The sequence below is a fragment of the Mycobacteriales bacterium genome (assembly GCA_040902655.1).
GTDB lineage: Bacteria > Actinomycetota > Actinomycetes > Mycobacteriales > SCTD01 > SCTD01.
Map to the genome: position 1 here is coordinate 35168 of JBBDWV010000024.1, position 14505 is coordinate 49672.

Sequence of the window (14505 nt, forward strand, 5' to 3'; positions counted from 1 at the left end):
GGGCAGCAGTGCTGCCCGGCCCTCCGGTGGTCGTTCGTCGGACTAGCTCTGCGGCACGTCGACGGTGATCTCGGCGATGCCGACCTTGAAGAACTCGGCGAGCGCGTCGGTCTCGAAGACCATGTTCAGCGCGTCGGCCGCGGTCTTGGTGAGGCTGACCGTGGTGCCCTCGAGCACCGCGGTGTTGGGCGCGGAGCCCTCGGCGAGCGGCTTGAGCGTGCTGCCGTCCAGGAAGAACAGCGGCACCTCGTCCCCGCTCTCCGGGAACGGCTGGCCGTTCACCAGGACCTTGCCGAACAGCATGCTCTCACCGGGGTCGACCACGAAGTTCCGGAGCGTGACGGTCGTGTCGCCCTTGCTCAGCGTCATGCCACTCTGGAAGTGCTCGATCCGGCCCTGGACGTAGGGCTCGACGCCGGAGGCGGGGTCGTAGTAGGTCACGTTGCCGCCGGTGATGGGGAAGGCCACCTTGCCGGCGGTGCCGTCGAAGGTGGCGTCACCGACGACACCGGGCGCCAGGCCCAGGCCGGTGATGCCCTCGACGAAGCCGGCGTCGAGGGTGACGGCCGTCTGCTGGCCGCTCAGCTGGTCGATCTGGGCGACCGGCTCCTTGCTGACCGACTGCTGGGCTTCGCTGCCGGTGCCGGTGCTCCCGCCGTCGCTCCCGCCGTCGCTCCCGCAGGCGGCGAGGACGAGGGCGAGACTGGTGGACAGGGCCAGGACGGCGGACTTCTTCTTGAGGCTGAGCACGAGGGGTGTCCTCTCGGGTCGGGGGTGAACGATCTGGCGGAGGTTCGTGCCGGGAAGCCGCCCGGTTCATCGCTGTTGCCGGCAAGCCGGTTTCGCCCGCCGTGACGCCGAGCACAGGCGGCACGCGAACCGCTGCGGACCGGGCGCCGAACCTCCCGGGACAGCCGCCGCCCGAACGGATACTGCTTGCATGACCGTTTCCCCCGAGATTGCCGAGCCGGCCGGTGACCGCTCGGGCCTGCTGCGCTCCGGGCCCGGTGGCCCGTTCGATCCGCGTGTGTGGCGCAGCCCGCTGCGCGGCCCGTGGCTCACCTCGGTGCTGGCGCTGGTCCTGCTCGTCGGCCTGCTCGTGATGATCGTGACCGGGCTGCTGTCGTACGCGGCCTACGACCCCCGCCTCGGCGGCAGCAACGACCAGACACCGCAGGCCGAGCTGCTCGCCCGCTACATCTGGTTCGACTGGTTCACCTCACCCAGCTGGCTCTACCGGCTGACCCAGGGCACGCACGTGCTGCTCGGCATCGCCCTGGTGCCGGTGGTGCTGGCCAAGCTCTGGTCGGTCGCGCCGAAGCTGTTCCAGTGGCCGCCGGTGACGTCGGCCGCGCAGGCGCTGGAACGGGTCAGCATCCTGCTCATCGTCGGCAGCATCCTGTTCCTGATGATCACCGGCGTCATGAACATCCAGTACGACTACGCCTGGGGCTTCAGCTTCTACACCGGCCACTTCTACGCGGCGTGGGTGTTCATCGCCGCCTTCGGGGCGCACGTGGCGCTCAAGCTGCCGACGATGGTGTCCGCGTTGCGCAGCCGGTCGTTCCGGCAGGAGCTCCGCATTTCGGCCGACGCGACCGTTCCGGAGCCGCGCGACCTGGTCGGGCTGGTCTCGCCGGACCCCGCGCCGCCGACCATGTCGCGGCGTGGCGCGCTGGCCCTCGTCGGCGGCTCGGCGCTGGTGCTGCTGGGCCTGTCGCTCGGCCAGTCGGTGGATCCGCTGCGCCGCACCGCGCTGCTGTCTCCACGCGGGCAGCGACAGGGCTCCGGCCCCAACGACTTCCAGATCAACACGACGTTCGCCGAGATCGGCGTGGATCCGGCCCAGACCGGAGCGGCCTGGCGACTGCGGCTGACCGGCCCGACCGGGCGCGAGGTCGTGCTGCGGCGCGAGGACCTGCAGGCCATGCCGCTGCACACCGAGGAGCTGCCGATCGCCTGCGTCGAGGGCTGGTCGACCTCGCAGTCCTGGACGGGGGTGCGCCTGCGTGACCTCGCCGCGCTCGTCGACGGGGCGGACGCCGACGCCGTGTTCGTCGAGTCGCTGCAGCGGGGCGGTGCGTTCTCCACCATGTCGCTGACCGGTAAGCAGATCCGCGCCGACAAGACGCTGCTGGCGCTGCAGGTCAACGGCGTCGACCTGTCCCTCGACCACGGCTTCCCCGCCCGGATGATCATCCCGGCGGCTCCCGGCGTACGGAACACCAAGTGGGTCGAGCGCCTGACGTTCGGGTCGGGCGCATGAGCGGGAAGCCGGCGGCGGCCCGCGTGCATCGGGGGTTCACCCGGGCGTACGGCGCGGCGCCGTGGCACCTGCTGGTCCTGCTCGGCTGCTTCGCACTCACGGCCTACACCGTGGGCCGGCTGCTGGACGACCTGCCGGTGCTGGTGCGCATCACGATCTGGTTGGTCGGTGCCGCTGTGGTCTGGGACCTGCTGCTCGGGCCGGCGCTGGCGCTGGCCGACCGGGGACTCCAGCCGCTGCACCGGGTCCGGGTGCGCGGGGTCCGGGCGCTGAACTACGTCCGGGTGCCGGCGCTGCTGTCCGCCCTGCTGCTGGTGGTGTGGGCGCCGCTGATCCTGCAGCGCGCCGCACCGACCTTCGCCGTCAAGTCCGGACTGTCGCCGGACCCCTACCTCGAGCGGTGGGCCGGGGTGACCGCGGCGCTGCTCGTGCTGTCGGCCACGGCGTACGCGCTGGCGGTGCTGCGGGCCGGTCGCCGCTGACGGGAGCCGGCCCGACGACGTTCGCTGCTGACGGGGGACCGGCCCCGGCGACGTTCGCTGTCCACTTTCTCTGTCCACAGGCGGTGCACACAGCTGTGGGCAGGTGGCGCGCGGCGCGCCGCCCCGGATCTCGAGGTTGTCCACAGCTTCGTCCCCAGCCCTCCACAGCGACAGGCCGACTCACCCACACCCCTTCCCCAGCACCCTCCACAGCCGGCCGCGGCAACACGCCGGAGAGCTCTTTTTCCGTCAGTCGTCCCCGGTAGAACTTGCGGCGACGGCGAGGCGCGCCGCGTGCAGAGGGAGGCGAGCGGGTGTCGGAGCGGGTCGTGGAGCTGCCCTCGCAGGCCGGGCGGCCGGCGCAGGAGTTCGAGCGCACCCCGCCGCAGGACATCGCCGCCGAGCAGTCCGTGCTGGGCGGGATGCTGCTCAGCAAGGACGCCATCGCCGACGTCGTCGAGGTCGTGCGGGCCACCGACTTCTACCGGCCGGCCCACCAGATGATCTTCGATGTGGTCGTCGACCTCTACGGCAAGGGTGAGCCGGCCGACCCGATCACCGTCTCTGCGGAGCTGACCCGGCTCGGCGAGATCGGCCGGGTGGGCGGCGCGCCCTACCTGCACACGCTGCTGTCGAGCGTGCCGACCGCGGCCAACGCCGGTTTCTACGCGCGGATCGTCGCCGAGCAGGCCGTCCTGCGGCGGCTCGTCGAGGCCGGCACGCGCATCGTCCAGCTGGGCTACGGCGCGGCCGGAGCGGGTGGCGTCGACGACGTCGTGGACCGCGCGCAGCAGTCGATCTACGACGTCACCGAGCGGCGGTCCTCGGAGGACTACACGCTGCTCGAGGAGTTGATGCAGCCGACGATGGACGAGCTGGAGGCCATCGGCAGCCGCGGTGGGTCGATGTCCGGCGTCCCCACCGGCTTCGCCGACCTCGATGGGCTGACCAACGGCCTGCACCCCGGTCAGCTGATCGTCATCGCCGGCCGGCCGGGGCTCGGCAAGGCGCTCGCCCTGGATACCCCGCTGCCGACTCCCACCGGCTGGACGACCATGGGCCAGGTCCGGGTCGGCGACCTGCTTCTCGGCGCTGACGGGCGCCCGACGCGGGTGACCGGCGCCACCGAGGTCATGCACGACCGGCCGTGCTTCGAGGTCGTCTTCTCCGACGGCACCCGGGTGGTGGCCGACGCCGAGCACCAGTGGCTGACGCACACCCGGGCCTCCCGGCGCGGCCGCAACGCTGCGGCAGCGGTGCGTACCACCGCGCAGATCGCGGAGACGGTGCGCTGCGCGACAGCCGACGCCCGCGCCAACCACTCGGTCACGAACGCTGCCCCGCTGCAGCTGCCGGAGGCCGAGCTGCCGCTGCCGCCGTACGCCCTGGGCGTCTGGCTCGGCGACGGGCACGCGGCGGAGGCGCGGGTGACCACCAACGACCCCGAGATTGTCATGCACCTCGAGGCGGAGGGCCTGGTGGTCACCAAGCAGAGCGGCACGATGCTGTACGGCTTGGCGCTGCCGGTGGAGCCGGTGAAGGAACGAGAGTGCGTCGTGTGCGGCGCCGTTTTCTTGCCGCGGACATCTCAGGTCATCACCTGCGGGCGGTCCTGCGGAGGCCGCGCCAAGGGCTTCGGGGGATCGGCGAGTTGCCCCGACTGCGGAGGAGCGTCCTCCGGCCTCGCACGCTGCGCCGAGTGCCACGCTCACCACGGCACAGCGCAGGCGTTGCTGCGTCAGCTCGGCGTGCTCAACAACAAGCACGTGCCGACTCCCTATCTGCGGGCTTGCGAGGCGCAGCGGCGCGACGTGCTCGCCGGGCTGATGGACACTGACGGCACCGTCACCTCCACCGGCAACCTGCAGTTCGCGGTCACCCACGAAAGGCTGGCGCGGGACGTCCAGGAACTCGTCCTCAGCCTCGGCCACCGCTGCACCATGACCCGCAAGCGGGTGCGAGGCCGCACCGAAGCCTCCTCGATCTGCTTCACGTTGAACTGGACCACCGATGAGCCGGTGTTCCGGCTCGAGCGAAAGCACCTGCTGCACAAGGAGCGCTCTCGTGTGACCGCGGCGCGCACGGGCCGGCGGTGGATCACCTCCGTGACCCCCGTGCCGTCGGTGCCGGTCCGCTGCGTGGAGGTCGACAGCGCCGACCACCTCTACTTGGCGACCCGCGGGATGGTTCCCACACATAACTCCACGATGGGCCTCGACATCGCGCGAGCCGCATCGGTGAAGCACGGCCTGCCCAGCGCGATCTTCTCACTCGAGATGAGCAAGACCGAGATCACCATGCGCCTGCTGTCGGCCGAGGCGCGCGTCCCGCTGCACCACATGCGCTCGGGCACGATGACCGACGACGACTGGGCGCGGCTGGCCCGCCGGATGGGCGAGGTCGCCGAGGCACCGCTCTACATCGACGACTCGCCGAACCTCACCATGATGGAGATCCGGTCGAAGGCCCGGCGGCTGCGGCAGCGCAACGACCTGAAGCTCGTGGTCATCGACTACCTCCAGCTGATGACCGGCAACAAGAAGGCCGAGAGCCGGCAGCAGGAGGTCTCCGAGCTGTCACGTTCGTTGAAGCTGCTGGCCAAGGAGCTCGAGATCCCGGTCATCGCGATGAGCCAGCTGAACCGCGGCGCCGAGCAGCGCACCGACAAGAAGCCGCAGATCGCCGACCTGCGTGAGTCCGGCTGCCTGCCGGCCTCGACGCGGGTCCTGCGCGCCGACACCGGCGGCGAGGTCACGCTCGGCGAGCTGTTCCGCTCCGGCGCGCGCGACGTGCCGGTGTGGAGCCTGGACGACTCGCTGCGCTACGTGCGGCGGCATCTCACCCATGTCTTCTCCACCGGCCGCAAGCCGGTCTTCCGCCTGCGGCTGGCCTCGGGCAAGCAGGTGACGGCGACGGCCAACCACCCCTTCCTGACCTACGACGGGTGGCGCCCACTGGCCGACCTGTCCACCGGGAGTCGGGTGGCGGTGCCGCGGCACCTTCCTGCACCGGAGCTGGAGGCCGCCTGGTCCGACGAGCAGGTGGTCGAGCACGCCCGGCGCACCGCGGCGCTCGGCGAGCAGAGCCGGGCCGCCGCGGAGACCGTGGCGCACCTGCCGAAACGGCAGATCCGGCTGTTCCTGCGCTCCTTGTGGCAGCTGCGCGGTTCGCTGGGTGGAGTCGAGCTGCCCACGCTGTACGCCGACGCCGAGCTGCTCGACGACGTCGCCAGGCTCCTGCTCCGGTTCGGTATCTCGACGCGGATGCCCCCGGCGCGTGACCGGCTCGTCGTGGCGGAGACCGCCGACCGCATGCGCTTTGTCGTCGAGGTCGCTGTGGCCGTCTTCCCCGAGCCACCGAAGCCGGCGCCGGCCCGCGCCGCCCTCGACACCGTCCCCAGCCACGTCTGGCAGCGGGTGCGCAGTGCGCTGTCGGCGCGCCAGCCGGTCGCCGCCGGATCGGTGCACCTGGCGGGGGTCGCCGGTGCACTGGGCTCCGCCGACCTCGACCTCGAGGCGACCAACGACGTGCTCTGGGAGGAGGTCGTCGCGATCGAGCCGCTGGGCGAGCAGCAGGTCTTCGACGCGACCGTCCTCGGCACCCACAACTTCGTCGCCGACGGCGTAGCCGTGCACAACTCCATCGAGCAGGACGCCGACATGGTGATCCTGCTGCACCGCGAGGACGCCTACGAGAAGGAGAGCCCGCGTGCCGGTGAGGCCGACTTCATCGTGGCCAAGCACCGCAACGGCCCGACCGCGACGATCACCGTCGCCTTCCAGGGCCACTACAGCCGCTTCGTCGACATGAACCCGGGCTGATGAGCAGGAGCCGGCGACGCAGGGCCGTCCTGCGCCGGATCGTCGGGTTGCCCGTCGGCGCACGGCGCGGACGGCGCCGTATCGGCGCGCACACCCAGGCGCCGGTGGTAGTGGTGCCGCAGGCGGTCAGCCGCAGCTGGTCGCCGCGCCAGTCGGTCCTGCCGCGCTGAGGGGACTGCCGCGCTGAGGGGACTGCCGCGCCCAGGGCGGCCGGCGCGCTGCTCCCAGCACGTTGCGGGCAGTCCGTCCGCTCCGCCGGGCAGGAACCCTCACTTTCAGGGCGAAAAGGTGTCCCGTCACCGTCACCGTGATCGGTTCGTCGTCAGGAGAAGACCCATGCCCCGCGTCCCCTTCCGCAGCCGGTACCTACCTGCCGCGGTTGCCGTCCTGATGCTGACAGGAGGCACCGTGGCGCTGGGCTCCGGTGCCGCTGTTGCGGCAGCGGACGCTGCACCCGGTCAGCTGTCGATCGTGTCGCTGTCCAACCGGCCGGACTTGCTCACGGCGGGAGACGCGCTGCTCGAGGTGAAGCTGCCGGCTGGGGTGAAGCCTGAGGAGGTTCGCGTCGACCTCGCTGGACGGGACGTGACCGCCTCGTTCGCCCGGCGTCCCGACGGCCGGTTCTACGGCCGCGTCGAAGGGCTCGAACTCGGCACGACCGTCGTCGCCGCGCGGGCCGGAGGAAGGGGCGCCCGCCTCCCCCTGACGAACCACCCGCGGGGCGGGCCGGTCTTCTCCGGTCCCCAGATCCAGCCGTGGGTGTGCACCACGCAGGCAGCCGGCCTGGGTGAGCCGCAGGACGCCCAGTGCAACGGGAACACGACCTACACCTTCACGTACAAGGACACCGTCACCGGCCGGTTCACCAGCTACGACCCGGACGACCCGCCGCCGGCGGCTCGGGTGGCGACGACGACCACGGACACCGGAGTCACCGTGCCCTACATCGTCCGGGACGAGCGGGGCACCCTGGACCGCGGCATCTATGACATCGCCGTGCTCTTCGACCCGAGCAAGCCGTTCGAGCCGTGGGCGCCGCAGCCGGGCTGGAACGGCAAGCTGGGGTTCAAGTTCGGCGCCGCCTGCAACCCGGGGCACACCCAGGGCGCCGCGGTCAGCCCGCTCGACGACATGATGCTGTCCCGCGGCTTTGCTGTCGCGGTCTCCTCCGCCAACGTCTTCGGCAACGTGTGCAACCACGTGGTCGCCGCCGAGTCGGTCATGATGGTCAAGGAGCGCCTGGTGGAGCGCTACGGCGAGATCCGTTACACGATCGGCTCCGGGTGCTCCGGCGGCTCCGAGGCGCAGAACACCATCGCGGAGAACTACCCGGGCCTGCTCGATGGGATCCTGCCGACCTGCACCTTCGCCGACGCGTGGACGCCGGCTCTGCTGGACAAGTTCGACTGCCCGCTGTTCAACCGCTACTTCAACACCGTCTCCCCTCACCTGTGGGCAGTCGAGCAGCAGCGGGCTGCCGTGCTGGGCGGCGCCGCCAGCTCGGCCATCTGCGCCGAGGCGGGGTATGCCTTCGCGGCGGCGACGTGGGATCCCAGCACCGGCTGTGGCCTGGACGCCGAGGCGGTCTACGAACGGGAAACCAACCCGGGGGGCGTGCGGTGCACCCTCCAGGACTACAACGCCAACGCTCTCGGCCACCGGCCGGACGGGTTCGGCAACGGCGTCAACGACCATGTCGGGCTGGAATGGGGCCGCAAGGCGCTCGACGACGGAGTGATCCTGGCGGAGCAGTTCGTCGACCTGAACGAGAAGATCGGTGGCTTCGACATCGACTTCGAGCACCAGGCGGAGCGGACCGCCGGCGACGTGGCCGGAATCACCCACATGTACCGGACCGGCCAGCTCACCTACGGCGAGAACCTGGCCAAGGTGCCGTCGATCGACGCTCGATCCGACGACACCTACGACTTCCACAGCAACGTCCACCGAGACATCCTCCGGGCCCGCATGGTGCGGTCCGTCGGCAACCACGACAGTCAGGCGTACTGGACGGAGACCAACGCCGGGGCGTTCGGTGCCCCGGTCTTCACGGCGACACGGTCGTTCGAGGCGATGGACCGCTGGCTGGCCGCGATAGAGGCCGACACCAGCGCGGACCCGCTCGAGGTCAAGGTCGTGCGCAACAAGCCGGCGGACGTGAGCGACCAGTGCTTCACGGCTGGGGAACCTGTCGACAGCGGTGCCGCCTGCGAGACCGCCTACACCGACAACATCCTGCCGCGACAGGTGGCGGGGATGCCGCTGTCCGGCGACGTGCTGAAGTGCCAGCTCGAGCCGCTGCGCCGGGACGACTACTCCGTCACGTTCACCGACGAGCAGTGGTCCCGGCTCCAGGCGGCTTTCCCGGCTGGCGTCTGTGACTTCTCCAAGCCGAGCGTGGGCTTCCGGAAGCCGGTCGCGGGAGCGGCGTGGCTGAGTCTGGCCAGTGGGCCCGGGGGGACCCCGCTGCCCGCCGCGCCGGTGTCGACAGCCTTCGGCGGGAAGTCCGGCGCGGCCGGCGGCACCGCAGGCTCGCCGACCGCCCAGCGGCTGCCCGCCACCGGTCTGCTGACCGCAGTGCCCCTACTGGCCGTCGCCATGCTGCTGGGCGCAGGCGCCGCCCGGCGCCGCGGCCGGTGACGCGGAGATCGCCCGTGAAGCGCTGCTGAGGGAGATGAGCGATCCGGCTGATGGCCGGCTGCGCGGCCCGAGAAGGTGCGGGTCGCCAGGGCGCTGCGGGAGCTACCGCAGGTGCAGGGGAGTTCGGGGTCCCCTCTGCCCGCATCGCGACGAACGCGCGCCAAAGCTGTTCGCTACAACCGCTCTCATCGGTACACCTCGCGGCGGTGGCCCACGCGGACGCCTTGCACGAGCAGGACCTCGTCGTGCACTTCGTACACGATGCGGTAGTCCCCGACGCGCACGCGAAAGGTGCTGGTTCTCCTGACATCGCCACCCGGCCGGGCGGGCGAGACGTCTGGCCAAGGGGGTCGATGGCGGCCCGCACGCGTTGCTGCTCCCTGCGTGGCAGCGCCTCGATGGTCTTGATCGTTCGTCGGGCGAGCTGCACCCGATAGTTGCTCCCCGGCGCGGTCCACGCCAGTCGGAGATCGGCCTTGACCTGCTCCCAGGGAACGTAGTCGTCATCCCTGCGGGCCGCCTCGAGCTCTACCCGGTCCAGCACGTCCTCGGCGAGGTCAGACAGGCGTGCATGGTCGTCGACGTCGACGAGGACAGCTACGCGCCGACCCCGCCGGGTGAGCACGACAGGCTCGTGCGAGGTACGGGCTCGGTCGATCGCGTCAGCCAGGCGGGTCCGTGCTTCGCTGACCGTCATCTCGCTCATGTACGAACCATGCAATCGCGCGCACTGGCGCGCAATCCCGCGAAGAGGTCAGCGGTAAGGAGGAAGAGGCCCATCGGGCGTGTTCCTCGTTGCCGTCCTTGCAGCCAAGGCCTCTTCGCTCGTCCGTGGGGTGTTCGCTGATGTCCACAGCAAGTCGGACAACCTCGTCCTGATCTGTGACCGCACCACGCGCTCGTGGCTGCGGGCGGACAGCGGGTCGTTGGACGATTCGCTCGGTCGGGCGACAGTCCCGCCCGCGATCGCCCTTGGATCGACGCGCCGCACCGCGGCGCAAGCGGTTGCGGTAGGTGGGCTGCGGCTGCGGTGGGTCGGGCTGCGCAGGGGCGTGGGCAGTCGCGTCGGCATGTGCCGCGCATCGCGGTGTACACCGCAGGTCAACTTTTCCCGATTGTTGACCTGTCGTGTACACCGCCCGACAGGACACATGTCCCCGGAGCGGCATCCGCGTCCATGACCACGGATCCCGACGTCAGCTGCCCTGCTGAGCTGAGTGACGTGGCGCCCGGTGCCTTTCCGTACGGAGGGGGCGTCCGTGGGCCCTCGAGCCGACCGCGAGTCGGCCGGTCCGGAACAGCGCCCTGTCAGCGCACCCGGTCGACCCGGACCGTCAGCGCGGCGAGCGCCGTGGTCAGTGGGACGGCCGCGACCAGGCCGATCGAGCCGACCAGCGTGCGGACCACCTCCTGGGCGACGACCTCGCTGGTCAGCACGTCCTGCACGCTGGAGCCGGCCAGGCTGTAGACGACCAGCAGCGGCAGCGATGCCCCGACGTAGGCGAGCACGAGTGTGTTGACCGTCGACGCGATGTGGTCGCGGCCGATCCTGATGCCGGAGCGGTAGAGGTCACGGGCGCTGGCCGCCGGGTTGGCCAGGTGCAACTCCCAGACCGCGGAGGACTGGGTGACCGTCACGTCGTCGAGGACGCCCAGTGAGCCGATGACGATGCCGGCGAGCAGCAGTCCGCGCAGGTCGACCGTCCCGACCGTTGCACTGATCAGACTCGTCTCGTCCGACCCGAGGCCGGTCAGGGCGCTCGCGCGTACGAACACCTCGGCCAGCACGACGGTGAGCAGCAGGCTTGCCAGGGTGCCCAGCACCGCGATCGAGGTCTGAACGCGGACGCCGTGCGCCAGGTAGAGCACGACGAACATGACGGCTGCGGAGCCGACGAGAGCGACGAGCAGCGCATTCGAGCCGGCCAGCAGCGCCGGCAGCACGAAGGTGGTCAGCACCAGCAGGCTCAGGCCGAGGCCGAACAGCGCCCGCAGGCCGGTCCACCGTCCGAGCGCGACGACGGCGACCGCGAACAGCGCGGCGAGCAGCAGCAGCGGCCGGCGCCGCTCGACGTCCGCGAAGGCGTACTGCTCACCCGGCGCGGCGGTCGGCTCGTACGACAGCAGAACACGCCCCGTTTCCGGGAACGGCGTCACGGGGGTGGAGAGGGAGTCGAGGACGAAGGAGTCGCCCTCGTCCGGGCCGGACAGCAGCCGGACCGTGGCGGCGATGCATTCGGTCTGACCGACGCCCGGGATGTCGTCCGACGGGGGAACGACGGGGACGAGCTCGTCCTGCCCGTCGGCGGGCGTGCGCTCCGGACACGGCACCACCTCCCGCGTGAGCAACTCGGCCCGAACCAGGTCTGTCTGCGGCCCGAGCCCCGCCGGGAACCGATCGACCTCGGCACCGCGCGGCAGCAGGACGACGAGCGCGACGGCGGTCAGCACCATCAGTGGGACGAGCACCGCTGCCAGCAACCGGCGCAGCCGCCGGCGAGCCAGAGCGGCTGCACTGCCGGCCTCCGGTGCGGTGTCGTGCGCCTGCGCACCGTGGCTGTGCACGTGTCTCCTCCGTTCGTGGTGGTGCCTGATCCTTGCCGACGCCCGAGCAGGCGTAGCCTCCGGGCGGTGATAAAGTTGACTGTCCTGTACACCCCACCCGCCCAGGTCGACGAGTTCGACGCCCACTACACCTCGGTCCACCTGCCCCTGGCCGCCGCGCTGCCCGACCTGCTGCGCGCCGAGACGTCGGTGGTCGTGGCCACGCCCGACAACAGCCCGGCGCCCTACCACCGGATCGCCGAGCTGTACTACGCCGACGCCGAGACGATGGGTGATTCCCTCGCTTCGGAGCAGGGCCGCAGGACGGCTGCCGACGCGATGGACATCGCCGCGCGTACCGGCTCCACGGTCACCATGTTGATCAGCAGCCTGGACTAGCGACCAGGGCGCCACGTAAGAGGCCATGCACGTTGGGTAGCCGGATGACCACAGACTGTGTCATACTCGGAGGCAGCCGACGGGCAGCGTGGGACGGGGACGGACGTGGAGCAACGGGCACGGGTGAGGGTCGTCGGGACGCCGCGCGCCGTTCTCGTGGCTGCCACCGGAGCGCTGGTGGCCCTCACCTCGGCCGCCACCGCCTTCGTCGTCCTCACCGGTACGGCCGGGGTGGTCCGCCCGGACGCGACCTTCATGCCGCTCCCGCCCTTTGCGGCACCCTCGGACCAGCCCGTCGTTCTGCTGCCTCCGGGTGCCCTCGGCACGGCGCCGCGTGATGCCGGTCGCTCCGGCGGCGCCACGGGCCGTACGACCGGGACGACCGATGTGGCGGTCGGGCAGCGCCAGCCCCAGCCCCAGCCGCAGTTGCAGTTGCAGTTGCAGTTGCCACTGCTGTCTCCCCGGCTGCTGACCGTGCTACCGGCTCTGACGCCGGGCAGCCGGCCACTTGCACCGCCCGAGGCGACAGGGCAGGTTCGTGATCTGCGCGCTGTCGCGGCCCGCGACACCGGCACGGCTGCCGACGCTGCTCCAGATGTCCCGGTCGAGGTCGTGGAGCCGGTGGAGAGTTCTCTGCTCGGGTCGACCGAGCAGGCGCCCGTCGCTGCGCTGCGCGTCGGTCCGGCCGCTCCGCCGTCGGACGGGGATGCGGACTTCGACGTGGCTGCGGCCGTGCGCGGCACAGAGGCGCAGACCACAGGGGCGCACACCGCCGGTCCGAACCAGCCGGCGAAGGCGAAGGCCGTCAAGGTCCACAAGCGGGCCAAGGTCCACAAGCAGGCCAAGGCCCTCGAGCGGTCCGCGACCGGGCAGACCCCCAAGGCCCGGAAGTCCACGAAGGCCCGCACCACCACGAAGGCCCGCACCACCACGAAGGCCCGCACCACCGGGAAGCCCGAGAAGCCGGGCCGAGCCGAGAAGTCCGCCAGGACCCAGCCGGCGTCGAAGCCGCAGAAGGCCGGCAAGGCGCAGCAGCCGGCGACGACCGGCAGGTCCGCCAAGAGCCGCTGAACCTGTCAGACTGCCCGTGCACCACCCGGCACCGCCGCACGCCCACCCCGCGAGCGGCTGGTCCCGCCCCGTCCGGTCACCCCGAGACGGCGCACGAGCGCGACGAGGAGAGCTGTGGCCCTGACCGACCTGCCGTCGAACCTGCCCGATGCGGTCACGCCGGTGAGCGTTGCCGCGACGAGCACCACCGCGGGCGCCGAGCTGGTGCAGCTGCTCACTCCCGAGGGGGAGCGGGTGCACCATCCCGACTACGACGTCGACCTCACCGACGAGGAATACCGCCATCTCTACCGGGACCTGGTCCTCGTCCGGCGCATCGACGTCGAGGCCACCGCCCTGCAGCGCCAGGGAGAGCTCGGACTCTGGGCTGCCCTGCTCGGCCAGGAGGCCGCCCAGGTCGGCTCGGGCCGGGCGATGCGCCCCAGGGACTTCGCCTTCCCGACCTACCGCGAGCACGGCGTCGCCTGGTGCAAGGGGGTCGATCCGCTGACCCTGCTCGGGCTCTTCCGTGGCGCGAGCAACGGCGGCTGGGACCCGCAGGAGAAGCGCTTCAACCTCTACTCGATCGTGATCGGCAGCCAGACGCTGCACGCGACCGGCTACGCCATGGGCATCACCAAGGACGGCGCGGTCGGCGGTGCCGACGGCGAGGCCGCCATCGCCTACTTCGGCGACGGCGCCAGCAGCCAGGGTGACGTCAACGAAGCCTTCGTCTGGGCCAGCGTCTACAACGCCCCGGTCGTGTTCTTCTGCCAGAACAACCAGTGGGGCATCTCCACCCCGACGACCAGCCAGAGCCGCATCCCGCTCTACAAGCGCGCGGAGGGCTTCGGCTTCCCCGGCGTCCGGGTCGATGGCAACGACGTTCTGGCGTCGTACGCCGTGACGCGCAAGGCGTTGGACGCCGCGCGCAGCGGGCAGGGCCCGACGCTGGTCGAGGCGTTCACCTACCGGATGGGGGCGCACACCACCTCGGACGACCCGACGCGCTACCGGCTGGCCAGCGACCTCGAGGCCTGGAAACTCAAGGACCCGCTGGAGCGGATGAAGTCCTTCCTCTACAAGTCCCAGCTGGTCGACAGCGCCTTCTTCGCGCAGCTGGACAGCGACGCCGACGCGCTGGCGGCACGCATCCGCAAGGGGTGCCTGGAGATGCCCGACCCGGAGCCGCTGTCGATCTTCGACGACGTCTACGTGGAGACGACCCCGCTGCTCGAGGAGCAGCGGGAGACCTTCCGTGCCTACCTGTCCGGGTTTGCGGAGGGCGAGCGCTGATGGCGCA

General features: G+C 71.2%; 10 protein-coding genes and 1 pseudogene. 7 read left to right on the forward strand and 4 right to left on the reverse strand.

The window, feature by feature from the left end; genetic code table 11:
- Window positions 1-42 precede the first annotated feature (42 nt).
- The gene (locus WD794_06760; protein ID MEX2290011.1) at window positions 43-750 is read right to left on the reverse strand and encodes a hypothetical protein; all 708 of its coding nucleotides are present in this window, start codon (window positions 748-750) and stop codon (window positions 43-45) included.
- Between the two features lie 190 nt (window positions 751-940).
- Here WD794_06760 and WD794_06765 point away from each other — a divergent pair, with 190 nt between their 5' ends.
- The 4 genes from WD794_06765 (at window position 941) to WD794_06780 (ending at window position 9209) form a co-directional block, all read left to right on the forward strand.
- Window positions 941-2266, forward strand: coding sequence for a molybdopterin-dependent oxidoreductase (locus tag WD794_06765; GenBank protein ID MEX2290012.1), 1326 nt, complete (start codon window positions 941-943; stop codon window positions 2264-2266).
- Window positions 2263-2748, forward strand: a complete 486-nt coding sequence (locus WD794_06770; GenBank protein ID MEX2290013.1) for a hypothetical protein — start codon at window positions 2263-2265, stop codon at window positions 2746-2748. The genes WD794_06765 and WD794_06770 overlap by 4 nt, the downstream gene beginning before the upstream one ends.
- A gap of 314 nt (window positions 2749-3062) precedes the next feature.
- Entirely contained in the window at window positions 3063-6569 is a 3507-nt protein-coding gene (gene dnaB / locus WD794_06775; protein MEX2290014.1) for a replicative DNA helicase, read from the forward strand.
- 336 nt (window positions 6570-6905) lie between these two features.
- A complete protein-coding gene (locus tag WD794_06780) occupies window positions 6906-9209 on the forward strand; it encodes a DUF6351 family protein (protein ID MEX2290015.1) in 2304 nt (767 codons plus the stop codon).
- Window positions 9210-9394: 185 nt separating this feature from the next.
- On the opposite strand, the gene WD794_06785 is transcribed toward WD794_06780, so the two are convergent.
- The 3 genes and pseudogenes from WD794_06785 to WD794_06795 all read right to left on the reverse strand — a co-directional run bounded on the left by WD794_06785 (window position 9395) and on the right by WD794_06795 (window position 11774).
- A complete protein-coding gene (locus WD794_06785) occupies window positions 9395-9493 on the reverse strand; it encodes a type II toxin-antitoxin system RelE/ParE family toxin (protein MEX2290016.1) in 99 nt (32 codons plus the stop codon).
- A gap of 233 nt (window positions 9494-9726) precedes the next feature.
- Window positions 9727-9915: pseudogene (locus WD794_06790) on the reverse strand (type II toxin-antitoxin system Phd/YefM family antitoxin).
- Between the two features lie 602 nt (window positions 9916-10517).
- Window positions 10518-11774, reverse strand: coding sequence for a YibE/F family protein (locus tag WD794_06795; GenBank protein ID MEX2290017.1), 1257 nt, complete (start codon window positions 11772-11774; stop codon window positions 10518-10520).
- 66 nt (window positions 11775-11840) lie between these two features.
- Between WD794_06795 and WD794_06800 the strand changes: the two genes are divergently transcribed.
- From WD794_06800 to pdhA, 3 genes are all read left to right on the forward strand, one after another.
- On the forward strand, window positions 11841-12152 hold the full coding sequence (locus tag WD794_06800; protein MEX2290018.1) for an EthD family reductase: 312 nt from the start codon (window positions 11841-11843) through the stop codon (window positions 12150-12152).
- A 123-nt stretch (window positions 12153-12275) separates the two neighbouring features.
- Window positions 12276-13223 (forward strand): hypothetical protein, encoded by a 948-nt coding sequence (locus tag WD794_06805; GenBank protein ID MEX2290019.1) that lies wholly within the window; start codon window positions 12276-12278, stop codon window positions 13221-13223.
- Window positions 13224-13385: 162 nt separating this feature from the next.
- Window positions 13386-14498: a pyruvate dehydrogenase (acetyl-transferring) E1 component subunit alpha gene (gene pdhA, locus WD794_06810; GenBank protein ID MEX2290020.1), complete on the forward strand. Its 1113-nt coding sequence runs from the start codon at window positions 13386-13388 to the stop codon at window positions 14496-14498.
- Window positions 14499-14505 lie beyond the last annotated feature (7 nt).